Genomic DNA, 26387 nt, shown 5'->3' on the forward strand with positions numbered 1-26387 from the left:
CCGTCGCCTCAGTCAACGATGTTGTGCGCGGGGCCGTAGGGAAAGCCGGTGATGTTCTCGGCCCCGTCGTCGCCGACGATCAGGATGTCATGTTCCCGATAACCGCCCGCGCCGGGCTGGCCCGCCGGGATGGTCAGCATCGGTTCCATCGAGATCACCATCCCCGGCTCGAGCACGGTATCGATGTCCTCGCGCAGCTCAAGCCCCGCCTCGCGGCCGTAGTAATGCGACAGCACCCCGAAGGAATGGCCGTAGCCGAAGGTGCGGTACTGCAGCATGTCGCGCTCGGCCAAGAAAGCGTTGATCTCGCCCGTCACCTGCGCGCAGCTCACCCCGGGCCGCAGCAGCGACATGCCGAATTCATGCGCCGCGACATTCGCTTCCCACACGGCGAGCGAGGCATCGTCGGGCTGGCCCAGGAACAGCGTGCGCTCAAGCGCGGTGTAATAGCCCGAGATCATCGGAAAGGTGTTCAGCGACAGGATGTCGCCCATGTCCAGCCGCCGCGCGGTGACCGGGTTGTGCGCGCCGTCGGTGTTCAGCCCGGACTGGAACCAGACCCAGGTGTCGCGATACTCGGCATCCGGAAAGGCCTCGGCGATCGACAGCTCCATCGCGTCGCGCCCGGCCATGGCGATGTCGATCTCGCGCACGCCTTCGCGGATCGCGTCCCGGATCGCCGCGCCGCCGATATCGGCCACCCGCGCCCCTTCGCGGATCAGCGCGATCTCGGCCGGGGATTTGCGCATCCGCTGCCGCATGGTGGCGGGCGCGATGTCCATCATCACCAAGGGCTCCAGCGCATCCTCCAGCCGGTCGCGCAGCGCCAGCGTCAGGTGATCGGCCTCGTACCCTACGACCTGCCCGGTGCCCGCGACATGCACGATGGCACGTTCAAAGTTGTCGCGCGCCCAGTCGGTGTAGGTGAGGTTGTCGCCATGGCAGCGCCGCCAGGGCTGGCCCGCGTCGATCCCGGCGCTGATCGTGACGCTTTCGTCCTCGGTCACCACGAGCGCGTAGGGTCGGCCGAAGCTGCAATAGAGAAAGCCCGAATAGTAGGCGATGTTGTGCATCGAGGTCAGCACGGCGACCCCGACGCCGGCCTCCTCCATCGCGCGGCGCAACCCGCGCAGGCGGGTTTCGTATTCCAGTTCGGCAAAGGGCAGGGGCGCCTTTTCGCCGTTGTGCATGCGGGTGAAACTGGGGCGTTCGGTCATCGCGACCTCCGTGCAAGAGGTCCCGGCGTACAGGACAGGTGCAGGGGCCCGGATCGGCGCGACGCCATCGCGCGGGGCCTGTGGCGATGCTTAGCACGGGCGCGCCTCCTGTCCATCGCGCATTTGCGGGGCCCGGGTCTTTTCATTGCCCGTCGCCCCGCCTAGCGTGCCGCAGGATCAGTACGGAGGCGCACATGGGCGGTCTGACGAAGGTGACGCTGGCAGAGAAGCTGGCGATGTTCGACAGCCACTGGGACCCGCACGTGGTGGCCGACTACAACGGCAACGACGTGATGGTGGTGAAATTCCAGGGGGAATTCCCCTTCCACCACCATGCCGACACCGACGACTTCTTCCTCGTGCTCGAGGGCGAGGTCATCCTCGACGGCGAGGACGGCGACAGCGTGACCCTGCGCCCCGGTGACCTCTGCGTGGTGCCGAAGGGGATGGAGCACCGGCCGCGCGCCACGCAAGAGGCGAAGGTCCTGCTGATCGAATCGAAGGGAGAGCCCAACACCGGCGACCCCGCCACCGCCGCCAAGAAACCCCGGATCTGAGCATGACGACACGACTGGCCCCCGGGCCGCGCAACCTGATCACCGACGTGCCGGGCCTTCTGGTCGGCAACGCCGCCGACCGGACCATCCGCACCGGGACCACCGTCCTGACCTCAGAGGCGCGGTTCACCGCGGGCGTCCACGTCATGGGCGGGGCACCGGGCACGCGGGAAACCGACCTGCTGGCCCCCGACAAGACGGTCGAACAGGTCGATGCCCTCGTGCTTTCGGGCGGCTCGGCCTTCGGGCTGGACGCCGCATCGGGCGTGATGGACCGGCTCAGGGCCGCCGGGCGCGGCTACCATGCGGGGCCGCATGTCGTGCCGATCGTGCCGGCCGCGATCCTCTTCGACCTGGCGGGCGCGGGTGACAAGAACTGGACCGAGAACCCCTATGCCGCGCTTGGCCGCGCGGCCTTCGACGCCGCGGGCGAGGATTTCGCGCTCGGCACCGAAGGCGCGGGCACCGGCGCCAACACGGCGGGGCTCAAGGGTGGGCTCGGCTCGGCCTCGGTCGTGCTGCCCTCGGGCCATACGGTGGCGGCGCTTGTGGCGGTCAACGCGCTTGGCACTGCGACGGTGGGGGACGCGCGCAACTTCTGGGCCGCGCCCTTCGAACTGGGCGATGAGTTCGGCGGCTTCGGCGCGGCAACCGACTGGCCGGATCCGCACTGGCCCATCACCAAAGCCAACGCCCGGCGCAACACCACCATTGGCATCGTCGCCACCGACGCTGACCTGACCCAGGCTCAATGCACCCGCCTGGCAACCGCGGCGCATGACGGATTCGCCCGCGCGCTGGTGCCCGCGCACACGCCGCATGACGGCGACCTGATCTTTGCCGCCGCCACCGGCACCCGCCCGATCGACGATCCCCGCGCCGATCCGCTGATCCTGGGCCACGCCGCGGCCACCTGCATGGCCCGCGCCATCGCGCGCGGCGTCTTCCATGCCCGGTCCGAGCCGGGCGATGTCTTCCCGGCCTGGTCGGCGCGGTTCGGCGCGGCCTGATCCGGGGCGGTCCCCGGCTGGCGCTGGACAAACGCCGCGCTAGGTGGTCTGCCTGTGCACGTCATTTTGCAGGAGGAGCTGCCATGCTGGACAGCACGACCGATCTGAAATCGCTGTTGAAGGACCCCTCGCTCCTGGTCGAGGCCGCGTACCTTGCCGGCGAATGGGTCGAAGGTGAGAACGGTACCTTCGACGTTGTGAACCCCGCCCGTGGCGATGTCATCGCCAAGGTCGCGAACCTGAGCCGCGCGCAGATCGCCAAGGCGATCGACGCGGCCTACGAGGCGCAGAAGGACTGGGCCAGCTGGACCGGCAAGGAACGCGCCGCCGTCCTGCGCAAGTGGTTCGACCTGATGATGGAGAACCAGGACGACCTGGGCACCATCCTGACCGCCGAACAGGGCAAGCCGCTGGCCGAGGCCAAGGGCGAGATCGCCTATGGCGCGTCCTTCATCGAGTTCTTCGCCGAAGAGGCCAAGCGCATCTACGGCGAGACGATCCCCGGCCACCAGCGCGACAAGCGCATCCTGGTGCTGAAGCAGCCGATCGGCGTCGCCGCCTCGATCACGCCGTGGAACTTCCCGAATGCGATGATCACCCGCAAGGCCGCCCCGGCGCTCGCCGCGGGCTGCGCCTTTGTCGGGCGCCCGGCGTCGGAAACCCCGCTCTCGGCGCTCGTGATGGGTGTGCTGGCGGAACGCGCGGGCATCCCCAAGGGCGTGTTTTCGATCCTGCCCTCGTCGTCCTCCTCCGAGGTCGGCAAGGAGTTCTGCGAGAACGGCAAGGTGCGCAAGCTGACCTTCACCGGCTCGACCGAGGTGGGCCGCATCCTGCTGCGCCAGGCCGCCGACCAGGTGATGAAATGCTCGATGGAGCTGGGCGGCAACGCACCCTTCATCGTCTTCGACGACGCCGACATCGACGCGGCGGTCGAGGGCGCGATCATGTGCAAGTTCCGCAACAACGGCCAGACCTGCGTCTGCGCCAACCGGATCTACGTGCAGGCCGGGGTCTACGACGCCTTCGCCGAGAAGCTGAAGAAGCGGGTCTCCGAGTTGAAGGTGGGCGACGGGCTCGAAGCCGGCACCGACCTCGGGCCGCTGATCAACCTCGACGCCAAGGAGAAGGTCAAGGAACACATCGCCGACGCGACGTCGAAGGGCGCTCTGGTGTTCTATGGCGGCGACCTGGGCGACGACAGCTCGACCTTCTGCCCGCCGACCATCGTGACGAACGTGACGCAGGACATGCTGGTCTCCAAGGACGAGACCTTCGGCCCGCTCGCCCCGCTCTTCAAGTTCGACGAGGTCGATGACGTGATCGCCATGGCCAACGACACGATCTTCGGTCTGGCCTCCTACTTCTACGCCAAGGACCTGAGCCGCGTGTACAAGGTCGCCGAGGCGCTGGAGTATGGCATCGTCGGCGTGAACACCGGCATCATCTCGACCGAGGTCGCGCCGTTCGGTGGCGTCAAGCAATCCGGCCTTGGCCGCGAGGGCAGCCATCACGGGATCGAGGACTACCTCGAGATGAAATACGTCTGCATGTCGGTCTGAGACCGGTCACGGACCATTGAGCAGAACCGCCTCGACCCGGCGGTTCCGCTCGCGCCCCTCCGGGGTCAGGTTGCTGTCGATGGGCGCGAGATAGCCCATCCCCTCGGCGTCGAGCTGCCCCTGCGCGACGCCGTGCTTTTCCACAAGGCGTGTCATCACCGACTGCGCGCGCAGGCGCGACAGCGCGATGTTGCCGTCAAGCGCACCCTCCGTATCCGTATGACCGACAAGGGCGACGCGCCGGTCGGGATTGTCGCGCAGGTAGCGGGCCAGTTCCGCAAGCGAGGCATAGCCGAGGTCGGTCAGCTCGGACGATCCGGTGCCGAAATCGAGGTCGGGCAGCACCACGTGGCCCTGCCGCTCAAGCGCCTGGGCCAGCGGTGTCGCGTCGGCCGCGCCGGGGGCGTCCGCGGGCGCCGCCGGTGCGGGCAACAGGCTCAGGCCGGGCGTGTCGTCGGGGGTGATCAGCACCAGCTGGACATAGCCCGCGGCCGAGCTGCGGCTGACCAGCAGCATGAGGTGCGCGGCCTCGTCGCCATCGCCCCGGCCCGCGGTGAACACCCGGTAGTCGAAGAGGTCCACGTGCATCGCCGGCGCTTCGAGCACCTCGGCGGCATGCCGGAAATCGAAACCGCCGCAGCCCTGCGCCTCGCAGTCGAGGATCGGCTGGAACCCGGCCGCCAGCGCCTGCTCCTTCAGGGGCGCCATCAATTGCTGGGTGGTCAGCCCCTGCGACGGGATCCGCCAGGCCTGCCGCAGCACCCGGCCCTCGGTCGCGATCACCGGCAGTTCCCCGTCGGCATAGGGGCCGATCGGCAGGGCAAAGGTGTCGGGCGCGCTGTCTTCCTGCGCGGTGCTGACCGCGGCAGCGGGCAGCGACAGCTCCAGCCCCTGCGCCGCGAGGGGACCGGCGAGGGCCGATCCCAGCAGCAGGGGCAGGAGCCTGCGCCGCATCTTCAGCGGAACGATGCGTGGTACTCGTCGTTCGGCCGCATGTCCGTGGCCGAGGCGACGCGGTTCGACATGTTGTAGAACCCCGCCACGTTGGCGATGTCCCAGATGTCGCGGTCGGTAAAGCCGTGGTCGCGCAGCGCCTGGCGATCCTCTTCGCCGATCGCGTGGCTCTCGGTCGTCATCTTGGCGGCGAATTCCAGCATCGCGCGCTGCGGCGCGGTCACCGGGGCGGTCCGCCAGTTCATCACGAGGTGCTCGCCCAGCTTGGGATCGCCCGACAGCTCGCGCACGGCGGCCCCGTGGGCGGTCAGGCAGTAGAAGCAGCGGTTGATCGACGACACGGCGACCGCGATCATCTCGCGCTCGAGCTTGGTCAGCCCGCTGTCGCCCAGCATCAGGTCGTTGTAGAACGCCGAGAAGGCGTTCAGCTTGTCGATGTCGAAGGCGTAGGATTTCAACACGTTCGGCACCAGGCCCAGCTTGTCCTGGCAGATGTCAAAGAACTTCTGCGTCCGCTCCGGCAGCGGGTCGACCATCGGCAGGTCCAGCGCCGTCACACCATTGTCCTTGTGGGTCATCAATATCTCCTCCTTACGATTTCTGGCGGTAGTGGTAGCCGCCCATATCCTGCATGCCGAGCCCGGCATAAAGCGCGTTCGCGGCCGTGTTGGCCTCGGTGCAGGCCAGCGCAAATGTCGTGGCGCCCTGGTCCCGCGCCCACATCGCCGCGTCGATGGTCGCCACCCGGCCCATGCCGCCGCGGCGGCTGGTCTGGCGCACCTCGAGCGCGTGGATCATCGCCACCTCGCCGTCGAGCGAGACAAAGGCGGTGCCGCCGGGGGTGTTCACCATCCGGCCCAGCAGGCCGGTCTTGGGCTCGGACGCGCGTTCCATGACGGCAATACGCTCGGGTCCGATCCCTCCGTCGCGCCACATCTCGACCATGAAGGCGAGCGGTCCCCAGCCGTGGATCGTCTTGACGTCCTTCCCGCCCTTGTCGGCATCCGCGACCACGTCGATCGGCGCGGCCATCAGGCGGGTCGGATCGACCACCGTGTAGCCCATCCCGTCCAGCAGCGCGTCCAGCGCCTCGTCGCCGGGCCGGATCTGGAACAGCGGGGTCTGGCCGAGCGCGGACATCGCCGCTTCGGCGGCCACCACCTCGGCCTCGGTCGCCGGGCCGTTGGCCGTGGCGGCAGACACGCGCTTGCCCCCGCCCGCGCCGTCGCGGATCGTGAACGGCCCGCAGGCGGAAGTGGCGGCGGCGGGCCACGTGGCCTCGAGCGCCGCGAAAAGTCTTTGAATATCAGTCATGCCGGGAATAGGTCCGCAAGTTTCGTCATCGCCGCGTCGATCTGGCCCCCGTCAGACCCTCGAATCACGACATTGGCGCCAAAGACGCCGTTGTGCTGGAACGGGTAGGACCCGATGGAAAGATCGGGATATTCAGCGGCCAGCGCCCTCAGCGGCCCGGCGATCTCGCCCTCGCCGCGCTCGATGCGCAGCGACTGGCTCATCAGCGGCTCGCCCCCGGTGATCGTCGGCAGGATGCTCGCCACCATCGCCTCGAACACGGCGGGCACGCCGGCCATCACATGCACGTTCTTCACGGTGAAGCCGGGCGCGATCGACACCGGGTTGGCGATCAGGGTCGCGCCGTCGGGGATGCGGGCCATGCGCAGCCGGCCCTCGGTGATCTCGACCCCGCGGCCCTCCCAGTGCCTGACCAACAGGTCGCGGGCATCGTCGCGCACGTCGATGTGCAGGCCGAACGCCTTGGCCACGCTGTCGGCAGTGATGTTGTCGTGCGTCGGGCCGATCCCGCCCGAGGTGAAGACCTCGTCGTGGGCGTCGGACAGCGCGCGCACGGCGGTCACGATGGCCTCTTCCTCGTCGCTGACGATGCGCACCTCCTTCAGGTCGACGCCGTGCTTCGTCAGCTCCTGCGCGAGGTGGTGCATGTTGGCATCGCGGGTGCGGCCCGAGAGGATCTCGTCTCCGATCACCAGCATCGCGGCGGAGGGATTGGGCATTCCGGGTCTCCTTGAGTGCGCCTGTGGAACGGTATAGGCGGCGGTCATGCGCTTTCAAACCCCCCTCGTCCCCGCCCGGCTGATCCGCCGCTACAAGCGCTTCCTCGCCGACATCCGGCTCGAGGACGGCACCGAGGTCACGGCGCATTGCGCCAACCCCGGGTCGATGATGGGGCTGGCCGAGCCGGGGATGAGGATCTGGGTCGAACCGAACGACGATCCGAAGAAGAAACTGAAATACGGCTGGCGCCTCGTCGACCATGAAGACGGTCATTTCACGGGCGTGGACACCTCGGTCCCGAACCGCGCCCTGCGCGAGGCGTTCCTGGCCCACGCGGTGCCCGGTTTCGACGGGTACGCCACCGTCCGCCCCGAGGTGAAGTACGGCGAAAACAGCCGCGTCGATTTCCTGCTGACCGGCGACGGCCTGCCCGACGCCTATGTCGAGGTGAAGGCGGTCACCCTGTCGCGCCGGCCGGGGCTGGCAGAGTTTCCCGACAGCGTCACCGCCCGCGGGCTCAAGCACCTCGGCGAATTGTCGCGCATGGCGGGGCAGGGGCATCGCGCGGTGCTGCTCTACCTCGTGCAGCGCACCGACAGCGCCCGTGTCACCGTGGCGGCCGACATCGACCCGGCCTACGCGGCGGGCCTCACGGCCGCGCTGGCCGCGGGGGTCGAGGTCATGACGCTCGACTGCCGGATCACCCCCGAGGAGGTGCGGCCCGGCAAATCCCTGCCCTTCGTGATGGATGCCACTGCCGGTTGAGGCGGCGGATTGTCATCGCGGTTTCACGATCCCGTGGCAAATGGCCCTACCTCACTGGAAATCCCCCGCTTCTATCGCTATTTTTGTTCCGATCACATTTCCGGCACAGCCACAGGACGACTTTCTTTGGACAAGGAACACCGCGGACGCATGACGAAGGACGGGATCCGCATCTACCAGGATGCGGACTTTGCAGGCATGCACGCCGCGGGCCGACTGGCGGCCGAGATCCTCGACCGGATCGCCGAACACGTCTTTCCCGGCCAGACCACCGGCGAGATCGATCACCTGATCGAAACCTGGGTGAACGAGGCCGGCGCAACCTCGGCCACGATCGGCTACAAGGGCTACAAGCACGCCTCCTGCATCTCGGTGAACCACGTGGTCTGCCACGGCATTCCCGGCGACAAGAAGCTGAAGGAAGGCGACGTCCTGAACATCGACGTGACCGTCATTGTCGATGGCTGGTACGGCGACACCAGCCGGATGTACGTAGCGGGCAAGCTGCCCCGCAAGGCCGAGCGCCTGCTCGAGGTGACCCACGATTCCCTGATGAAGGGGATCGAGGCGGTGAAGCCGGGCAACACCTTCGGCGACATCGGCCACGCCATCCAGAGCTTTGTCGAGGCGCATCGCATGTCGGTGGTCCGCGACTTCTGCGGCCACGGCCTCGGCCGGGTGTTCCATGCGCCGCCGAACGTGCTGCACTACGGCCGTCCCGGCACCGGACCGGTGCTGGAAGAAGGCATGTTCTTCACCATCGAGCCGATGGTGAACCTCGGCCGCCCGGAAACCAAGGTGCTGGCCGACGACTGGACCGCCGTGACCCGCGACAAGTCGCTGTCGGCGCAGTACGAACATTCCGTCGGCGTCACCGCGGACGGGTGCGAGATCTTCACCCTTTCGCCCGCGGGCCTCTTCCACCCGACCTACGCGCGCGACTGACCGGCCCGGCCCCGCGCGGGCCGCACCCGGCGCTTTGCGCAGCTTCCGGATTGGTTCGCATGCCGCGTCCGGGCCACCTGTCCCCGCAACCCGGACAGGAGGTTCCCATGCGGTTGAACGACAAGACCATCATCATCACCGGCGCCTCGTCGGGCATCGGCGCCGCCGCCGCGCTGGCCTGCGCCGCCGAGGGCGCCAACCTCGTGCTGGGGGCCCGGCGCGACGACCGGCTTGCCGCGCTGTCCGACCGGATCGCGGGCGCGGGCGGGGCGGCCGCGCACCTTGCCGGCGATGTCCGTGACCCGGACTATGCCGCCGCGCTCGTCACCCTCGCCGAAGATCGGTTCGGCGGGCTCGACGGCGCATTCAACAACGCCGGCACCACCGGCGACGCCGCGCCCCTGTCGCAGACCACCCGCGCCGCCTGGGACGAGGTGATCGCGACCAACCTCACCGCCGCCTACCACGCCGCCCATGCCCAGGCCCCCGCCCTGACCCGTCGTGGCGGCGGCGCGATGGTCTTCACCGGCTCCTTCGTCGGCTACACCATCGGCCTGCCCGGGATGGGCGCCTATGCCGCGTCCAAGGCGGGCATCGTCGGGCTGGTGCAGGTGCTGGCCGTCGAACTCGGCGCCCAGGGCATCCGCGCCAACGCCCTCCTCCCCGGCGGCACGCGGACCGAGATGGCGGGCGACGATCCCGCCTTCCACGACTGGGCCGCCGGGCTGCACGCGCTCAAGCGGATGGCCGCCCCAGAGGAGATCGCGGCCGTCGCGCTTTTCCTGCTGTCCGACGACAGCCGCTTCGTCACCGGCAGCGCGATGCTGGCGGACGGCGGCAACTCCATCTGCAAGACCTGAGGCACCGGGCCGGGCGGGCGCAACGGCAACGCTCGCCCGGAACCTGCCGGACGCGATGTGCGGTTGCGACGGAAATGCGGTTAGACTGGGGGCCTGATCCCACGGCCCGGACCGCGATGCCCCTGCTGAACGCCCTGAAAGCGCTGGTTTTCCTGATCGCCCTGGCCCTGCCGTCCGTCCCGGTCGCGCAGGACCGGACCCTCACCGTCGCCACCTTCGACTGTCCGCCCTTCGCGATGACCGACGACGCCGGCCAGCCCGCGGGGCTGAGCCTCTTCCTCTGGGACGAGATCGCCCGCCGCATCGGGGCCGACTACACCCTCGTCGAACAACCCCTCGCCACCCTGCTCCAATCGGCCGAGGACGGCACCATCGACGTCGGCGCCTCCTGCGTGTCGATCACCCGGGCGCGCGAAGAAGTGGTCGATTTCTCGCACTCCTTCTACGAAACGCACCTCGCCATCGCCGTGCGCGAGGCGGGCTTCTTCTCGACCCTGCTCAACCTCTTCTCGGACGGCGAGGTGCTGTTCTGGCTGGCGATCGTCGTCCTCCTCGCCACCGTGGTCGGCGCCGTCTACTACCTGCTCGAAAGCCGCACCAACCCGACGCTCTACACCCGCAAGACGCGCCTGGGGCGCATGTTCGAGGGCTTCCTGCTCGGCCTCCTGTCGGTCACCAGCGGGCCGTTCGACTATTTCGAGTTCCAGACACTCGCCGGCCGCGCCATCACCGCCTTCCTCGCCGTGGTCACGACCGTCTTCATCGCCAGCTTCACCGCGATCCTCGCCAGCACCTTCACGCTCGAACGGCTCCGGTCCGACATCGCCGGCCCCTCCGACCTCACCGACGTGACCGTGGCGGTCAAGGCGGCCTCGACCGCCAGCGCCTACCTCGACGCCCAGGCCATCGCCTACCGCACCTACCCGACCATCCCAGAGATGCTCGATGCGCTCGACGCGGGCGAGGTCGACGCCGTGGTCACCGACAACCCGGTCCTGCGGTACGAGATCCGGCGCGGCCAGTCCAAGGGCACCTACCGCAAGCTCGTCGTCCTGCCCTACCAGTTCGAGCGGCAGAACTACGGCCTCGTCCTGCCCGAGGATTCGCCCTACGGCGAGGTCATCGACCGCGCCCTGCTCGACGTGCGCAACACCGCCGGATGGGACGCCGCGCTCGGCCGCTACCTCGGCACGCTCGACTGACCGCCCAAACGCCGGTCTGGACAGGAGCGCCCGCCGCGGCCAACCTTGGGGCAGGGGCCTGGCCCGAGACACGGGGGACCGGATGAAGGGCGTGTTGCCATGGAAGCTGATCGGCATCATCGGCGCGGGCGCCGTGCCCGCGCTCGTCTTTGCGCTGCTGGTCGGCGGCAATCCCGCGCTGGCGCTGATCGGGTTCATCGCCGGGTTGCTGGCCTGTCTCGGCGCTGACCGTCGCTGGGCCCTTGCAGCCCCGGTGATCTCTGTCGCGGCCTACCTGCTCATGCCGATCCTGCCGCTGCCCGAGGGCTGGGCGATCTACGTGATCGCGCTGGCCTTTGTCGCGCTGGTCGTGGCGGGCCGCCACATCGGGGCCGCGGCGGCCTTGGGGCAGGCCGCGTTCGGCTGGATATTCCTCGCCATGGCGCCGGTCGCCATGATCAGCGGCTGGGGCCTGGTCGCCAATGTCGTCGGCGGCATCTGCGGCGCCGGCGTCGCGATCGCGGTCGGGCTCGAAAGCTTCCGCCGCACCCCGGCAACGACGACAACGGCGAACGACGCGACCGCGGTCGTCGCCTTCGGCACCGGCTTCCTGCTGTCCATCGCGGCGGCGCAATCGGCGCTGCTGGACCACGGCTACTGGATCCCCTTCGTCTTCCTCCAGGTCGCGATGGCGGCCAACACGCACCACCCGGTCATCGCCATGCAGCGCATCGCGGGCGCGGTGATCGGCATCTTCGCGGCGTCGCTGATCGGCCAGTACCTCGACCTTCCGCTGCTCAGGATCGCGGCCATCCTGGCCTGCGTCGTCTTCGGCCTGCGCTACCTTGCCGTCTGGCCGATCCTCAGCCGCGCGCTGATGACCGGCGCGGTCGTCTTCATGCTGACCCGTCCGGGAGAGGTCGGCGCCGCCGAAACCCGCCTGCTGGCCGAGGTGCTGGGCGTGCTGACGGTGCTGGTCGCCTCGGGCCTCTACGTGGCGCTGTCCTATTTCGGCACGCGGAACCGCGCGGACGATCCCGGCGCGCCGCAATGAAAAAGGCCCCCGGCAATGCGGGGGCCTTTCCTGTTCGTTTGCGCGTCCCCCATATCAGGGTTTCAGCGCCATGTAGCCCTTGAGGATGTCGATGGCATAGGCCAGCTGGTAGTCCTCTTCGCGCAGCTTGGCGGCCTGTTCGGCCTTCTCCTGCTCTTCCTCGATCTGCCGGATCTCGTCCTCGGAGAGCGAGTCGTTCGACAGGTGGCCGCGCAGGTCGGCCTCGGAGCGGGTGCGGCGCGAGATGCTGCTGGTTTCTTCTTCCTCGGCGCCCTCGGGTTTACGCGAGGGCTGTGCCACCACGATGTCGGGCGAGATGCCCAGCGACTGGATCGAGCGTCCCGACGGCGTGTAGTAACGCGCGGTGGTCAGGCGCATCGCGCCGTCGCCCCGCAGCGGCATGACCGTCTGGACCGAGCCCTTGCCGAAGGATTTCGTGCCGACCACGATGGCGCGGCGGTGATCCTGCAGCGCACCCGACACGATTTCCGACGCCGAGGCCGAGCCGCCGTTGATCAGCACGACCATCGGCTTGCCCTCGATCAGATCGCCCGGGGTGGCGTTGTAGCGTTCGCCGTCCTCGGGGTTGCGCCCACGGGTCGACACCACCTCGCCCTTGTCGAGGAAGGCATCCGACACCTTGATCGCCTGCGTCAGCAGCCCGCCGGGGTTGTTGCGCAGGTCGAGCACGACGCCGTTGATGTTCTGCAGGCCGCCGGCCTTCTCGATCTCTTCGCTCAGGCTCTGCGAGAGGTTGGGATAGGTCTGGTCGTTGAAGGTCGTGACCCGCAGCACCACCGTGTCGCCCACGGTGCGCGCGCGCACGGCGGTCAGCTTGATCGTGTCGCGGATGATCGAGATGTCGAACGGCTCCGGCTCGCCTTCGCGCACCACGGTCACAACGATCTCGGATCCGACCGGCCCGCGCATCATCTCGACCGCATCGTCCAGCGTCAGGCCCAGCAGGCTCTCGCCATCGACATGGGTGATGAAATCGCCCGCCTCGACGCCGGCCTCGGCCGCGGGGGTGCCGTCCATCGGGGACACGACCTTGACGAAGCCCTCTTCCTGCGTGACCTCGATCCCCAGCCCGCCGAATTCGCCGCGGGTCTGCACCCGCATCGCTTCGGCGTCATCCGGGCTGAGATAGCTCGAATGCGGGTCGAGCGAGGTGAGCATGCCGTCGATGGCAGCTTCGATCAGGTCGCCCTCGTCGACTTCCTCGACGTATTGCTGGCGAATCCGCTCGAAGATGTCGCCGAACAGGTCCAGCTGCTCATAAACGCTCGCGGGTTTCGATGTTTCCTGCGCCAGCAGCGGCGCGGCGACCTGGGTGCTGACCAGCACCCCCGTCGCGATCCCGCCGGCTGCAGCGATGAAGAAGCGTTTCATACCTTAACCTTCCTTCGTCGATTGGAACCACGTTTCCGGGTTCTGGGGCTCATTCCCCTGCCTGACCTCGATATAAAGCGTCTCGGTTCTCTCGCTGCCGCCGCCCTCGCCGACCTGGTCCACGATGGCTTCGGCTGACGGCACCTGGCCGCCCATGAGGCCTACGGGAGAGCCGGCCGGCAAGACCTGACCGGCGGCACCATAGACCACGTCCAGCCCGGCCAGCACGAACAAAGTTCCGGCCTGCGGCTCAAGGATCATCACGTTTCCGTAGTCGAGAAGCGGCCCGCGATAGCGGATCGTGGCCGCCGTCGGCGTGGTCACCAGCGCCTGCGGACGGGTCGCCAGCACCATGCCCGGACGGGTGACGCCGGCGGCGTCCGCCTCGCCCGCGCGGCGCAGCACGCGGCCTTCGACCGGCAGCGGCAGGCTGCCCTTGCGGTCGGAAATGTCGGGAAGCGATCCGGCGACCTCGTCCACCGCGATCCCGCTCAGCCCCTCGGCAAAGCTGTCCAGCGTCTCGGTCGAGGCGATCAGCAGCCCGGTCTTGACCGGGTCCTCGGTAAAGCGACGGGGCAGGTTGGTGCGGTCGGCGACCGCCTCGCTCAGCCGGGCGCGGGCCTCCTGCACGCCGTTCAGTCCGTCCTGCAGCTGTGCGACGGCGGCCTGCTGCAGCACCCGCAGCGTCCGCACCTCGTCCAGCGTCGCGCGCAGCTCGGCCGCGCGCGCCTCGAGCGCGGGGGTCACGTCGGCCAGGATCATGCCCGACCGCGCGGTGCCGATCGGCCCCTCGGGATGCAGCAGCATCACCGGCGACGGGTTGCGCGACATGGTCTGCAGCACGCCCAGAAGCTGGGCGATCTCCTCTTCCCGCGCGCCGAGATCGGCGGACAGCTCCGCCTCGCGGATGGTGACGTGGCGCAGGCCCTCGCGCATCGCGGCCAGCCCGGCCTCGTAGGCGCGCAGGGTCGCGGTCAGCGCCTTTACGCGGTTCGACGCGCTTTCGGCCGCATCCAGGTCCCGCGCCGCCGCCTCGAGCTGCCGTGCCGCCGCGCGCGCCGCCGCGCCGGGATCGGTCGCCGCCGGGGCGCTCACCGGCGCCAGCAGCCAGCCGCCCGTCGCCAGCACGAGCGCGCCGCGCCGCAGGGCCTCCGACCACCGCCACCCCGCCATCGGACGGGCGCGTTCCACTGGTGCGACGCGGTCACTCAATCAGGCTGGTCCCCGTCATCTCGGCCGGTTTCGGCAGGTCCATCAGCTGCAGGATCGTCGGCGCGAGATCCGCCAGCCGCCCGTCGTGCAGCCCGGCCCCCGCCGGCCCGTTCACCAGCGCCACCGGCACCAGGTTCGTCGTGTGCGCCGTGTGCGGCCCGCCGGTGTCGGGGTCGATCATCACCTCGCAGTTGCCGTGGTCCGCCGTCACGATCATCGCGCCGCCGACCTTCTCCAGCGCCACGATGACCCGCGCCAGCCCCCGGTCTACCGCCTCGCAGGCCGCCATCGCCGCCTGCAGGTCGCCGGTGTGGCCCACCATGTCGGGGTTGGCATAGTTCGTCACGATCAGGTCATAGCCATCCTCGATCGCCGCCACGAAGCGGTCCGTCACCTCGACCGACGACATCTCGGGCTGCAGGTCATAGGTCGCGACCTTGGGCGATTTCGGCATGAACCGGTCCTCGCCGTCCTCCGGCACCTCCTGCCCCCCGTTCAGGAAGAAGGTCACGTGCGGATATTTCTCGGTCTCGGCCAGCCGGAACTGCCGCTTTCCCTGCTTGGCCACCCATTCGCCCAGGGTGTTCACGATCTCCTGCTTGGGAAAGCAGGTGGTCATGTAGCGATTGTGCGCGGCTGAATATTCCACCATCCCCAGCAGCGCCGCCAGCTTCGGCCGTTCGCCGGTGAAGAAGCCGTCGAAATCCGGCTGCCCGATCGCGGCCAGCAGCTCGCGCGCGCGGTCGGCGCGGAAGTTCAGGCAGAAGACGCCGTCGCCGTCCTTCACCCCTGCATAGTCGCCCAGCACCGTCGGCGTGATGAATTCGTCGGTCTCGCCCGCCTCGTAGCCATGCGTCACTGCGTCGTGGGCCGAGGTCGAGCGCTGCCCCTCGCCCCGGACGATCGCGGCATAGGCCTCGGACACGCGCTCCCACCGGTTGTCGCGGTCGAGCGCGTAGTACCGCCCGCCCAACGTCCCGATCCGGGCGCCCTCGGGCAGGCCTTCCTCCAGGTCCGAGATGTAGCCGTAGGCCGATTTCGGCGCCACGTCGCGCCCGTCGGTGATCGCGTGCAGCACCACCGGCACGCCCGCCCCGGCGATCGCCCGGCAGGCGGCGAGGATATGGTTGGTGTGCCCGTGCACCCCCCCGTCCGAGGCGAGGCCCAGCAGGTGCGCGGTGCCGCCGCTCGATTTCAGGCGCTGGATGAACTCCAGCAGGGGGATGTTCTGAAAGAACGACCCGTCCTCGATCGACAGGTCGATCTGGCCCAGGTCCATCGCCACCACCCGGCCCGCGCCGATGTTGGTGTGCCCGACCTCGGAATTGCCCATCTGGCCGGTCGGCAGCCCGACATCGGGGCCATGGGTGATCAGGGTGGCGTGCGGGCAGGTGGCCATGATCCGGTCGAAGGTGGGCGTCGCGGCCAGAGCGGGGGCATTGCCCGCGGTGGTCTCGCTGATGCCCCATCCGTCGAGAATGCACAGGACGACCGGTTTCGGTGTTGCCATGACTGCCTCTTGCCTACCCGCAGACTTCCTACGCGCCCCCAAGGGCGAATGTCCACCTTGGCCCGGGGGGATTCGCGCACCGTGGCGCGGCGGTGCCGGATATCTCCCGATCCGCAGGCATCAGACGCGGTGATAGGGCGACCCGGCCAGGATCGTGGCTGCGCGGTAAAGCTGCTCCGACAGCATCACGCGGGCCAGCATGTGCGGCCAGACCATCTTGCCGAAGCTGAGCTTGAGGTCGGCGCGGTCGCGCAGCGCGGGCGCCAGCCCGTCGGCCCCGCCGATCAGCAGCGCAAGATCCTGCGCGCCGTCGTCGCGGTGTCGGGCCAGCACGTCTGCGAAATCGGGGGATGACATCACGCGCCCCCGCTCGTCCAGCGCGATGACCACGGCGCGGTCGGGGATCGCCTTGTCCAGCAGCGCGGCCTCGGCGGCCATGCCGCCGCCCTTGCGGTCCTCGACCTCGCGCAGCTCGACAGGGCCGAGCCCGAGGGCACGGCCGGTGCGGTCGAACCGGCTGAGGTAGTCTTCGATCAGCGCAAGTTCCGGGCCCGCCCGCAGGCGGCCGACAGCGCAGATGTGCACGCGCATCGGGCGCGGGCTGGGATCAGGCGCGGGACGCGGCGGCCTCGGCGGGCAACCACATCTTTTCGAGCTGGTAGAACTCGCGCACTTCCGGGCGGAAGACGTGGACGATCACGTCGCCCGTGTCGATCAGCACCCAGTCACCGGTTTCCTTGCCCTCGATCTTGGCCGAGATGCCGAAGGTGGCCTTGAGCCGCTCCACCAGCTTCTCCGAGATCGCCGCCACCTGCCGCGAAGAGCGGCCGGAGCATATGACCATGTAGTCGCCGATGGCCGATTTGCCGCGCAGGTCGATCTGCACGATATCTTCGGCCTTGTCGTCGTCGAGGGAGTTCAGGATCTGCGCGAGGAGCGCTTCGCTCGTCGCGGCTTGCGGGGGCATCAGAGTGACCCCCTTTCAGCGGCCGTGGCCGCATCGAGGTCGAAAGACAGGTCATTGTCCTCCTAGGTTGCACACCGCCATCCGCCCCGGTGCCGGGCATGGCCTAAAGGTAACAACGAAATGCCGCGAATTCAATGAACCCGCTGCATCTTGGCACCACCCGTTGCACCTTGGCGGAATGCCGCTTGCCCGACGTAGCGGAAAGGTCAATGATGCAAGTGGCGCGCTACCGCATTGGGTGGATGAGTGTCGTGACGATCTCGTATTTGCACATTCCCGAAGAATCCCTGCTGCTGGTGCGCATCGCCGGCCATGTGTCGCGGGCGGAAAACGCCCAGGCGCTGCGCCGGATGGGCCGCGAGGGCGTGTTCCTGAACATCGACCGCCTGCTGATCGACGTGACGGAATTCACCGGGTCCGACATGTCGACATCGGACATGCACTGGCTGGTGTCCGAGATCGCGCACCAGATCCGGCATCTCAAGATGGACATGCGGGTTTCGATCTGCGCGCTGCCGGACAGCTTCGGCTTTGCCATGGCGCGGGTGTTCCATTCCTTTGCCGTGCTGACCGACGGGCTGGAAATGGTCGCCCTGCACGAGGTGGCCGAGGCGCTGCGCTGGCTCGACCTGAATGCCGATCAGCATGTCTATGTCGAACGGCTGCATGCCGAGGCGACGGTGGTCGGCTGACGGCACCGGCCCCGGGGGGCCGATGCCTCTGCGTGTATCCGCGATCAGCCGCGGCGGCGACGGCGCAGCGCGCCGAGGCCCGCCAGTCCGCCCGCCAGCAGCAGGCCCGCCGCGGGCACCGGCACGGCGGCCATCGCGGCCAGGTCGTCGGCGGTGTAGCGCGTCGGGCTGTCGTCGGCGCCGAAGTCGAACAGCTCGAAGTTCGCGAAGGTGTAGCTGAAGCTGCCCGGCGTGCCGGCCGACAGCGCCGAGAAGGTCGAAACCGGCAGCGCCTCGGCGAATTCCAGCGTCAGCAGCTCGGCCGTCCCGGACACGCCGATCAGGTCGAAGAAGTCGATCATGTGGAACTCGGCCAGGTCCTCGCCCGCGCCGCCCTCGAAGATACCGTAATCGCCCGAGATCGCGCCGGGGCCGAAGATCGCCAGCGTGTCATCATCGCCGCCCAGGTCGATCCCGCCGTTCAAGGTCGATCCGGCGTGCAGTTCGACGATATCGTCACCCTCGCCCAGCACGGCCGCCCAGGTCTCGCCGCTCAGCTCGCCCGTGTTGATGACGTGCTGCACGTCGACGTTGCGCGGCAGCAGCTCGCCGTCCTCGACCTCGTCGTATTCCTGCACGAGAATGCCGATCTTGCCGGCGATCTTGCCCATGTTCTTGATCTTCGACACCACGACCGCATCGCCCGGCGCGCGTTCGATCCCGTCGAAATCGATCGCCGCGTCGAAGGTCGAGGTGATCTCGGCCCCCTCGTGGTTGATGATGTCGCCGCTGTCGAGGTCGATGGCGTCCTGCGGTTCGTCCGCCGCGGTGGCGATGTTGCGGATGATGCCCCAGTTGTGGATCGTCACGTTCTGGCCGGGGTTCAGCGCGTCGTCGACACCCTCGATGATGCCCGTGGCAAAGTTCTTGATGATCGCGTTGTCGCCGGTTTCCACCGCCTCGCCGCCGGCGCTGATCAGGCCGCGGTTGTGCAGGCGGGTGTCGTCACCCATGTCGACCGCGCGGTCGGTGGCAATGATCTGGCCGCCGACGCGGTTCACCACGGTCGACCCGTCGCCCACGTCGACCGCATCGGTGTCCCCGTCGGTCGCCACGGATTCGATCAGGCCAAAGTTCAGCACCGTCGAATCGTCGCCGGTCTCGACCGCCTTGTCGACGGTCCGGATCGTGCCGCGGTTGGTGATGTCGGCCTCGTCGCCCACGACCACACCGTCGTCGCCGGCGCCGGTGGTGGTGATCTCGCCGTCGTTCTCCAGCGTGAAGCCGTCCTCGGCCTTGACCGCGTCACCGCCGGACGAGGTGATGAGCCCCCCGTTGATCAGCGTGTTGTCGTCGCCGTCCGCCTCGTCCAGCCGGATGGTGTGGTCGTCGTGCGAAATCTCGGCGCCGTCCAGCACGGTGACGGTCAGCCCGTTGCCCGCGAACTCCTGCTCGCCGTCGATGATGCCCGCGCATTCAAAGCTGTCGGCCCCGGTCGGCGCGCATTGCGCCAGCGCCTGCTGCGGCAGGACGGCGGTGCAGCCCAGAAGGACGGCGCCCAGGACGGGCGACGGAATTTTGTCGAAAAGCATGGTAACCCCCAGAAAATGATCTGGCCCGTGCTTAGGTTTCCAAGGTGACGCTTGTGTAACGCGGGCGCGAAATTCAGCCCGCGCCGGGGCCTTCCGTATCGCCCAGCATCCGCACCTCGCGCTGCGGGAACGGGATCGAGATCCCGTTCGCCTTGAACGCGTCCCAGAGCGCCAGGTAGACGTTGCCGCGGATGTTGGTCAGACCCTTGCTGGGGTCCTTGATCCAGAACCGCAGGATGTAGTCGACCGAGCTGTCGCCGAACCCGGTGATGTGGCAGACCGGCGGCGTGCTGTGCAACACCCGCTCGACGCTCTTGGCCGCCTCGATCGCCACCTTGCGCACCATGTGCGGGTCGTCCTCGTAGGCGGTGCCGAAGCGGATATCGACGCGGACGAAGTTGTCGGAATGCGACCAGTTCACCACCTGGCCGGTGATCAGGTCCTCGTTCGGGATCAGGTATTCCTTGCCGTCCCGCGTGGTGATCGAGACATAGCGTGCCCCCAGCGTGTTGATCCAGCCGAAGGTGTCCCCGATGCTGATCACGTCGCCGGGCTTCACGCTCTTGTCGAGCAGGATGATCACCCCCGACACCAGGTTCGACACCACCTTCTGCAGCCCGAAGCCCAGGCCGACGCCGATCGCACCCGACAGCACCGTCAGCCCGGTCAGGTCGACCCCGACGATCCTGAGCGCCATGAAGAACGCCGCACCGTAGAGCAGCATCTGGAGGAACTTGACCACCAGCACCTGCATCGAGGGGCTGATGTCCTCGGCCCGGCTGATGTTGGCGGCGGTCGCGTGGCTCAGGAACCGCGCGACGGCGAACAGGATCGCCAGCAGCACCGCCGCTTTCAACAGCAGCCAGAGCGAAAAGCGCGTGTCGCCAAAGGTGATGCCGATCGATTCCAGCAGCGCCTGCGCCTCGTCCGTCAGCCCCAGCAGGATCAGCGTCACCGTGATCCATCCGCCGATCCGCACCAGCCCGCGCAGGAAGTTGTTGCTGATCAGCCGCGCCACCAGCGCGATGATCAGCCAGGCCAGCGCCAGCGTGGCAATGAACCCCAGCAGGTAGGACCGCGACGGCCAGGTCACCTCGCGCATGATCCAGACCACCGGCCAGATCAGCGCGACGAAGACGATCAGCCACATCCGCCGGTGGAACTGCAGTGCGAAGCGCAGCCGCCACTTGGGCCAGCCTTCGCGCGTGCGCAGCCAGTCGTGATAGCGCGGCCGCAGCCAGTAGGAGATCCCCCAGGCCAGCACCATCAACGCCAGCGCGATCAGGATCTGGTAAAGGTTCCAGGGCCGGAACAGGCTCGCCGCGAAGACCTGCAACTGGCCCCAAAGGCCCAGCAGGATTTCCTCGGCGATCTGGTCTGTCTGGTTCGGCTCCATCGCTCCTCCCCGGGTCTACGATCCTGCACCGGCCCGCCCCCATGAGGCAAGCTGTTGCGATTGCGGGCGAAGTCACGCGGTCTCCGCGGCGCGGCAAGCCGCCGCAACCGGCGCCGCGACGCCGCGTGACTCGAATCGCGGCGGCATGGCACTCTCGCCCGCAGGAGGACCTGCCCATGACCACGGAAACCCCGCTCAACCAGTTCGCCAAACCGGCCGAGGACGCACGCAGCGACTACATGCTCGCGCGCTACCGCCGGGCACTTCTGAGCCACGGTGACAGCCCCAAGGGGGTTCTGAAGGTTTCCAGCAAGGATCCGGCCCGCGACCGCGCCATGCGCGCCGTGTTCGGCCCGCAGCCCGAAAGCTGACGGCCACATCCCTGCAATGCTGCACTGCCGCGTGGCCCGCTCTTGCGGGACGCGCGTCTCGGGCGTAGATGTGCCTGCATGACACGGATTTTCGACATGGATGATCGCGCGCGCCTGCCTTGGCGCTTTTTCGGCGCGTCGCTGACCGTTCTCGCCCGCCTATAAGGCCGGGCCCCTTCGCGATTCCCGAATTTTCACGAACACTCCAGGAGAGGACCCATGTCCCCCAAGACGCTCTATGACAAGATCTGGGATGCCCACCTCGTCGACCAATCCGAGGACGGCTCCAGCCTGCTCTACATCGACCGCCACCTCGTTCACGAGGTGACCTCGCCCCAGGCCTTCGAAGGCCTGCGCATGGCGGGCCGCAAGGTGCGCGCGCCGGAAAAGACCATCGCCGTCCCGGACCACAATGTTCCCACCACCGAAGGCCGCGACAAGGTCATCGAGAACGAGGAATCCCGCATCCAGGTCGAGGCGCTCGACAAGAACGCGCGTGACTTCGGCCTGAACTACTACCCCGTGTCGGACATCCGCCAGGGCATCGTGCACATCGTCGGCCCCGAACAGGGCTGGACCCTGCCCGGCATGACGGTCGTCTGCGGCGACAGCCACACTGCGACCCACGGCGCCTTCGGCGCGCTGGCGCATGGCATCGGCACCTCCGAGGTCGAGCATGTGCTGGCCACCCAGACGCTGATCCAGTCGAAATCCAAGAACATGAAGGTCGAGATCACCGGCAAGCTCGCGCCGGGCGTGACCGCCAAGGACATCACCCTCTCGGTGATCGGCAAGACCGGCACCGCCGGCGGCACCGGCTACGTGATCGAATACTGCGGCGAGGCGATCCGCGACCTGTCGATGGAAGGTCGGATGACCGTCTGCAACATGGCGATCGAAGGCGGCGCCCGCGCCGGCCTGATCGCGCCGGACGAAAAGACCTTCGACTACGTCAAGGGCCGGGCCCATGCGCCGAAGGGCGCCCAGTGGGAAGCCGCCCTGGCGTGGTGGAAGACGCTCTTCTCGGACGAGGACGCGCATTGGGACAAGGTCGTGACCATCAAGGGCGAAGACATCGCCCCGGTCGTCACCTGGGGCACCTCGCCCGAGGACGTCCTGCCCATCACCGCAGAGGTGCCCAGCCCCGAAAGCTTTACCGGCGGCAAGGTCGGCGCGGCGCAGCGCTCGCTCGACTACATGGGGCTGACCCCGGGCCAGAAGCTGTCGGACATCACCATCGACACCGTCTTCATCGGTTCCTGCACCAACGGCCGGATCGAGGACCTGCGTGCCGCGGCCGCGATCCTGAAGGGCAAGAAGGTCAAGGATGGCATGCGCGCCATGGTCGTGCCGGGCTCCGGCCTCGTCCGCGCCCAGGCCGAGGAAGAGGGCCTGGCCCAGATCTTCATCGACGCGGGCTTTGAATGGCGGCTGGCCGGCTGCTCGATGTGCCTCGCGATGAACCCCGACCAGCTGTCGCCCGGCGAACGCTGCGCGGCCACCTCCAACCGCAACTTCGAGGGCCGTCAGGGCCGGGGCGGACGCACCCACCTGATGTCGCCCGCGATGGCGGCGGCGGCGGCGGTCACAGGACGGCTGACAGACGTCAGGGAAATCATGTAGCCTCGCGACAGTGATTTCTGTCGAAAGGATAAGGACATGAGAGCTTCCAGCATGATGCTTGCCCTGGGGATCATCTTGATCCTCGCCGGGATCTTCGCGCTGTTCAATCCGCTGGCCGCTTCGGTTGCCGTCACCACGATCGTCGGGATCGTGCTGCTGGTCGCCGGGGGCATCTCGCTTCTCGCGATGCTGGTCGACGGCTCGTTCGGCGCGCGGCTCTGGAGCATCGTGATCGCCGCCCTGTCGGTGATCGCGGGCTTCTGGCTGCTGGCCAACCCGCTGCAGGGCACCATCTCGCTGACGGTCATCGTCGGTGCGATCATCTTCGTGATCGGCCTGGTCCGGCTTTTGATGGTCGGCGGCCTGCGCGGGCTGCCTTCGTTCTGGCCGGTGCTGCTCTCGGGGCTGTTCTCGATCGGGATCGGTCTCCTTGTCCTCTTCGGCTTCGCCGAGCTGCGCTCGACCATGCTGGGCTACCTCCTCGGGATCGAGCTGGTGGCCGAAGGCGTGGCGCTCGCCGCCCTGGGCTATTTCGGCCGCAAGGAAGGCGTCTGACCCAGACGTCCGTCCCGGCCGCGGAACATCCGGTTCGGAGGGGGAGACCCCTCCGCGCCAGCAGACTTCAACCTCAACCAATCCGCAGGATTCGGAAGGGCACGAAGGACATCGCGACTGCGGCGGGTCGGTGAAAATACCGACGTGATACCGACGCAATACCGACGTGATACCGACGTGGATTTCCGGGCCAGGAGGGACCGAAAATGGACAAGTTCACCAAAGTCACCGGGATCGCGGCACCGATGCCGCTGGTCAACATCGACACCGATATGATCATCCCCAAGCAGTTCCTGAAAACCATCAAGCGCTCGGGCCTCGGCGTGCATGCCTTCGACGAGATGCGCTATGACGACGACGGCAACGAGAACCCCGATTTCGTGCTGAACAAGCCGGCCTACCGCGAGGCGCAAGTCCTTGTGGCTGGTGACAATTTCGGCTGCGGCTCGTCGCGCGAACACGCCCCCTGGGCGCTGGCCGATTTCGGCATCAGGGTGATCGTCTCGACCAGCTTCGCCGATATCTTCTACAACAACTGCTTCAAGAACGGCATGCTGCCCATCGTGCTGCCCGAAGAGCAGGTGCAAGTGCTGATGAAGGACGCCGAGAAGGGCGCCAACGCCCGGATGGAGATCGACCTGGAAAACCAGACCATCACCGCCTCCGACGGCGAATCTTTCTCCTTCGACATCGACCCCTTCCGCAAGCACTGCCTGCTCGAAGGGCTCGACGACATCGGCCTGACGATGGAAAAAGCGGCAGCGATCGACACCTTCGAGTCGCAGGCATCCCAGTCCCGCCCCTGGGTTTGAGCGCTGGAATCATTGACGGATTTCGGAAAGGGGCCTTCGGGCCCCTTTTTGCGCACGATTTGATGCAGGAAAACACCAGGTCGACCGCCTTTTTGCCACATTGCGGGTGTCAATTACCCGTAATGCTTGTGGCGTGGGGGCCATCTTGGCAACATTAAGGCAATAATGAGGCACCCGCACGCACGGGCTCGAGTTCGGTATCGAGGCGGCACGTATCGCTTCGGACCAGTTGAAGGGAAACGAGTTGTGATCGTACGATTTACCGGGGCGCTTTTGCGCGCCCTTCTGGTGGCACTCACAGTCGCGACGCCGGCCTTGTTGCTGCCGAACACCGGAACCGACACCTCCCAGGTGGTCGTCCTGCTGGCGCTGATCGCCGGCGGCTTCGTGTTCATCGAATACTACAGCAAGTATCCCTCGATCATCGAGTTCCGCTTTGCCCCACCGTTCAACCGGCTGCGGTTCTACGCCGTCTTCTTCTGCGTGCTGCTGCTGACCGTGCAGCGCGCCGGCGACAGCCTCGATTCGCCCGCGGCCGAGCTTTTCATGGCGCTGAACCGGGTGCTGAGCCAAATGCTCGACTTCCCCTATTCGCCCGTCCGGCTTGTCCTGCTGGCGCTGCCCGAAGGCACGCCGCCGGCGTTGGTCGAGCAGGTGCGCGATGCCGCCGGGATCGCCTATCTCATTGGCCTCTTTGCGCTTCTCAGCTTTGTTTACCTCGTCAAGGTCAAGGGGTGGCCGGGCCGTCACGTCGCCTTCAACGTCTGGCTGAACCTGCCGCTCTTCGACCCGACCGGCGGCGGCGACGTGCTGACGCGGCTCAAGCGCAACTCCACGGTTAACATCGTGTTAGGCATCCTGCTGCCATTCTTGGCCCCGGCGGCGGTGAAGCTGATCGAGATGGTGATCGGCCCGGTGATCCTCACAGCCCCGCAGACGCTGATCTGGGGAATGACGGCATGGGCCATCCTGCCCGCGACGCTGGTGATGCGCGGCCTCGCGCTGGCGCGGATCGCCGAGATGATCGAGGAAAAGCGCCGCCGCACCTACGAGGAATTGAAGGCCGAGGAACAGTTCCAGGCGGCCTGATCGCCCTCTGCCTTCTTTTGCTGACATTCCAACCCGCGCGGGCCGATGGCCTGCGCGTTGCTTTTTTCCACACCGAACTGGCGCGCGACGGCCCCGGCCTGCTGTTGCGCGACATCGCGGCCGCCGATCCGCAGGTGCTGGCGCTGCGCCGGGTCATCGACGCGGCCGCGGCGGACGTGCTGGTCCTCGCCGGGGTGGACTACGACGCCGAGGGCCGGGCGCTGGCCGCGCTGAACGCGGGGCTGGCCGAACCCTATCCGGCGCTCCTGCCGCTGGCGGGCAACACCGGCATCGACACAGGGATCGATCTGGACGGCGACGGACGGCTGGGCAGCGCGGGGGACAGGCAGGCCTTCGGGCGGTTTCCCGGCCAGTCGGGCCTCGCCGTTCTCTCTCGGCTGCCGATCCGGCACGCCGGGGTCCGGTCCTTGAACGACCTGCTCTGGCGCGATCTGCCCGGCAGCCTGATCGTCGATGTGGCGGGGCAGGTGGGTGCCGCCGCGCAGGGCAGCGCGGTGCAGCGGCTGTCATCGGGCGGGCACTGGATCGTGCCGCTCGACGCGCCGGGCGGGCGGGTGCTGAGCCTGATGGCGTTCCACGCCTCGCCGCCGGTCTTCGACGGGCCCGAGGATCGCAACGGCCGCCGCAACGCCGACGAGATCCGGCTGTGGCAGTTGCTGCTCGACGGGGCGATGGCGACACCGCCACCCGATCCGCCGTTCATCCTCCTTGGCGCAGCCAATGCCGATCCGTCGGACGGCGACGGTCAACGCGACGCGATCCGCGGCCTCCTCGCGGACCCCCGCTTGCAGGATCCTGCCCCCCGGTCGGTCGGCGGTGACCTTGCCGGAGGAGAGGCGCAGAGCGGCGATCCCGCGCTGGACACCGCCGACTGGGGCGAACCGGTGCCGGGCAACCTGCGGGTGGATTACGTCCTGCCCTCCGCCACGCTGACCGTGACGGGTTCCGGCGTGCTCTGGCCTCCGCTCGGCGATCCGCTTGCCCAGGCGGTGCTGGACGCCAGCCGCCATCGGCTGGTCTGGGTCGACATCGCCTGGTGA

The 26387-nt window shown here is 68.0% G+C and carries 27 protein-coding genes; 15 read left to right on the forward strand and 12 right to left on the reverse strand.

From position 1 onward, the window contains the following. Positions 1 to 8: 8 nt before the first annotated feature. Complete coding sequence (locus ACE2AC_RS14605) at positions 9 to 1217, reverse strand: aminopeptidase P family protein (protein WP_375688165.1); 1209 nt, start codon at positions 1215 to 1217, stop codon at positions 9 to 11. Positions 1218 to 1411: 194 nt separating this feature from the next. On the opposite strand from ACE2AC_RS14605, the gene ACE2AC_RS14610 reads away from it, so the two are divergent. The 3 genes from ACE2AC_RS14610 to ACE2AC_RS14620 all read left to right on the forward strand — a co-directional run bounded on the left by ACE2AC_RS14610 (position 1412) and on the right by ACE2AC_RS14620 (position 4343). Next, complete coding sequence (locus tag ACE2AC_RS14610; protein WP_375688166.1) at positions 1412 to 1774, forward strand: cupin domain-containing protein; 363 nt, start codon at positions 1412 to 1414, stop codon at positions 1772 to 1774. A 2-nt stretch (positions 1775 to 1776) separates the two neighbouring features. Then, positions 1777 to 2784, forward strand: a complete 1008-nt coding sequence (locus ACE2AC_RS14615) for a P1 family peptidase (RefSeq protein ID WP_375688167.1) — start codon at positions 1777 to 1779, stop codon at positions 2782 to 2784. An 83-nt stretch (positions 2785 to 2867) separates the two neighbouring features. Continuing rightward, on the forward strand, positions 2868 to 4343 hold the full coding sequence (locus ACE2AC_RS14620) for an NAD-dependent succinate-semialdehyde dehydrogenase (protein ID WP_375688168.1): 1476 nt from the start codon (positions 2868 to 2870) through the stop codon (positions 4341 to 4343). A 6-nt stretch (positions 4344 to 4349) separates the two neighbouring features. Here ACE2AC_RS14620 and ACE2AC_RS14625 read toward each other — a convergent pair whose 3' ends face one another. From ACE2AC_RS14625 to ACE2AC_RS14640, 4 genes are read right to left on the reverse strand one after another with little or no spacing between them, the layout of a single operon-like run. Then, a complete protein-coding gene (locus ACE2AC_RS14625; protein ID WP_375688169.1) occupies positions 4350 to 5297 on the reverse strand; it encodes an OmpA family protein in 948 nt (315 codons plus the stop codon). A gap of 2 nt (positions 5298 to 5299) precedes the next feature. Next, positions 5300 to 5875 (reverse strand): peroxidase-related enzyme, encoded by a 576-nt coding sequence (locus ACE2AC_RS14630; RefSeq protein WP_375688170.1) that lies wholly within the window; start codon positions 5873 to 5875, stop codon positions 5300 to 5302. A 13-nt stretch (positions 5876 to 5888) separates the two neighbouring features. Continuing rightward, the gene (locus ACE2AC_RS14635; RefSeq protein WP_375688171.1) at positions 5889 to 6611 is read right to left on the reverse strand and encodes a GNAT family N-acetyltransferase; all 723 of its coding nucleotides are present in this window, start codon (positions 6609 to 6611) and stop codon (positions 5889 to 5891) included. After that, positions 6608 to 7330 (reverse strand): competence/damage-inducible protein A, encoded by a 723-nt coding sequence (locus ACE2AC_RS14640; protein ID WP_375688172.1) that lies wholly within the window; start codon positions 7328 to 7330, stop codon positions 6608 to 6610. The genes ACE2AC_RS14635 and ACE2AC_RS14640 overlap by 4 nt, the downstream gene beginning before the upstream one ends. 46 nt (positions 7331 to 7376) lie before the next feature. Between ACE2AC_RS14640 and sfsA the strand changes: the two genes are divergently transcribed. The 5 genes from sfsA (at position 7377) to ACE2AC_RS14665 (ending at position 12136) form a co-directional block, all read left to right on the forward strand. After that, the gene (gene sfsA, locus ACE2AC_RS14645) at positions 7377 to 8096 is read left to right on the forward strand and encodes a DNA/RNA nuclease SfsA (protein ID WP_375688174.1); all 720 of its coding nucleotides are present in this window, start codon (positions 7377 to 7379) and stop codon (positions 8094 to 8096) included. A gap of 150 nt (positions 8097 to 8246) precedes the next feature. Beyond that, positions 8247 to 9041 carry a type I methionyl aminopeptidase gene (map, locus tag ACE2AC_RS14650; RefSeq protein WP_375688175.1) on the forward strand — a complete coding sequence of 265 codons (795 nt, stop codon included), beginning with the start codon at positions 8247 to 8249 and terminating at the stop codon, positions 9039 to 9041. A gap of 107 nt (positions 9042 to 9148) precedes the next feature. Next, the gene (locus ACE2AC_RS14655; RefSeq protein WP_375688176.1) at positions 9149 to 9901 is read left to right on the forward strand and encodes an SDR family oxidoreductase; all 753 of its coding nucleotides are present in this window, start codon (positions 9149 to 9151) and stop codon (positions 9899 to 9901) included. A gap of 116 nt (positions 9902 to 10017) precedes the next feature. Continuing rightward, positions 10018 to 11103, forward strand: a complete 1086-nt coding sequence (locus ACE2AC_RS14660; protein ID WP_375688177.1) for a transporter substrate-binding domain-containing protein — start codon at positions 10018 to 10020, stop codon at positions 11101 to 11103. Positions 11104 to 11185: 82 nt separating this feature from the next. Further along, positions 11186 to 12136: an FUSC family protein gene (locus ACE2AC_RS14665; RefSeq protein WP_375688178.1), complete on the forward strand. Its 951-nt coding sequence runs from the start codon at positions 11186 to 11188 to the stop codon at positions 12134 to 12136. Between the two features lie 54 nt (positions 12137 to 12190). Here ACE2AC_RS14665 and ACE2AC_RS14670 read toward each other — a convergent pair whose 3' ends face one another. The 5 genes from ACE2AC_RS14670 to rsfS form a co-directional block, all read right to left on the reverse strand. Then, positions 12191 to 13528: a S41 family peptidase gene (locus ACE2AC_RS14670; protein ID WP_375688179.1), complete on the reverse strand. Its 1338-nt coding sequence runs from the start codon at positions 13526 to 13528 to the stop codon at positions 12191 to 12193. Between the two features lie 3 nt (positions 13529 to 13531). Next, entirely contained in the window at positions 13532 to 14701 is a 1170-nt protein-coding gene (locus tag ACE2AC_RS14675) for a murein hydrolase activator EnvC family protein (RefSeq protein ID WP_375688180.1), read from the reverse strand. Between the two features lie 31 nt (positions 14702 to 14732). Continuing rightward, entirely contained in the window at positions 14733 to 16250 is a 1518-nt protein-coding gene (gene gpmI / locus ACE2AC_RS14680; RefSeq protein WP_375688181.1) for a 2,3-bisphosphoglycerate-independent phosphoglycerate mutase, read from the reverse strand. Between the two features lie 120 nt (positions 16251 to 16370). Next, complete coding sequence (gene rlmH, locus ACE2AC_RS14685) at positions 16371 to 16841, reverse strand: 23S rRNA (pseudouridine(1915)-N(3))-methyltransferase RlmH (RefSeq protein ID WP_375688182.1); 471 nt, start codon at positions 16839 to 16841, stop codon at positions 16371 to 16373. Between the two features lie 16 nt (positions 16842 to 16857). Beyond that, entirely contained in the window at positions 16858 to 17217 is a 360-nt protein-coding gene (gene rsfS / locus ACE2AC_RS14690; protein WP_375688183.1) for a ribosome silencing factor, read from the reverse strand. A gap of 242 nt (positions 17218 to 17459) precedes the next feature. Here rsfS and ACE2AC_RS14695 point away from each other — a divergent pair, with 242 nt between their 5' ends. Then, complete coding sequence (locus tag ACE2AC_RS14695) at positions 17460 to 17909, forward strand: hypothetical protein (protein ID WP_375688184.1); 450 nt, start codon at positions 17460 to 17462, stop codon at positions 17907 to 17909. 44 nt (positions 17910 to 17953) lie between these two features. On the opposite strand, the gene ACE2AC_RS14700 is transcribed toward ACE2AC_RS14695, so the two are convergent. Further along, positions 17954 to 19480, reverse strand: coding sequence for a VPLPA-CTERM sorting domain-containing protein (locus ACE2AC_RS14700; RefSeq protein WP_375688185.1), 1527 nt, complete (start codon positions 19478 to 19480; stop codon positions 17954 to 17956). A gap of 73 nt (positions 19481 to 19553) precedes the next feature. Further along, complete coding sequence (locus ACE2AC_RS14705) at positions 19554 to 20876, reverse strand: mechanosensitive ion channel domain-containing protein (RefSeq protein WP_375688186.1); 1323 nt, start codon at positions 20874 to 20876, stop codon at positions 19554 to 19556. 176 nt (positions 20877 to 21052) lie between these two features. Between ACE2AC_RS14705 and ACE2AC_RS14710 the strand changes: the two genes are divergently transcribed. The 6 genes from ACE2AC_RS14710 (at position 21053) to ACE2AC_RS14735 (ending at position 26387) form a co-directional block, all read left to right on the forward strand. Beyond that, positions 21053 to 21247, forward strand: a complete 195-nt coding sequence (locus tag ACE2AC_RS14710; RefSeq protein WP_375688187.1) for a hypothetical protein — start codon at positions 21053 to 21055, stop codon at positions 21245 to 21247. A gap of 219 nt (positions 21248 to 21466) precedes the next feature. Then, entirely contained in the window at positions 21467 to 22870 is a 1404-nt protein-coding gene (leuC, locus tag ACE2AC_RS14715; RefSeq protein WP_375688188.1) for a 3-isopropylmalate dehydratase large subunit, read from the forward strand. Between the two features lie 36 nt (positions 22871 to 22906). Continuing rightward, entirely contained in the window at positions 22907 to 23425 is a 519-nt protein-coding gene (locus ACE2AC_RS14720; RefSeq protein WP_375688189.1) for an HdeD family acid-resistance protein, read from the forward strand. Between the two features lie 206 nt (positions 23426 to 23631). Beyond that, positions 23632 to 24237, forward strand: a complete 606-nt coding sequence (leuD, locus tag ACE2AC_RS14725) for a 3-isopropylmalate dehydratase small subunit (protein ID WP_375688190.1) — start codon at positions 23632 to 23634, stop codon at positions 24235 to 24237. A gap of 288 nt (positions 24238 to 24525) precedes the next feature. Then, the gene (locus tag ACE2AC_RS14730; protein ID WP_375688191.1) at positions 24526 to 25326 is read left to right on the forward strand and encodes a hypothetical protein; all 801 of its coding nucleotides are present in this window, start codon (positions 24526 to 24528) and stop codon (positions 25324 to 25326) included. 17 nt (positions 25327 to 25343) lie between these two features. Next, positions 25344 to 26387, forward strand: a complete 1044-nt coding sequence (locus ACE2AC_RS14735) for an endonuclease/exonuclease/phosphatase family protein (RefSeq protein ID WP_375688192.1) — start codon at positions 25344 to 25346, stop codon at positions 26385 to 26387.

Source organism: Pseudooceanicola sp. LIPI14-2-Ac024, from assembly GCF_042188925.1.
Taxonomy (GTDB): Bacteria; Pseudomonadota; Alphaproteobacteria; order Rhodobacterales; family Rhodobacteraceae; genus Pseudooceanicola.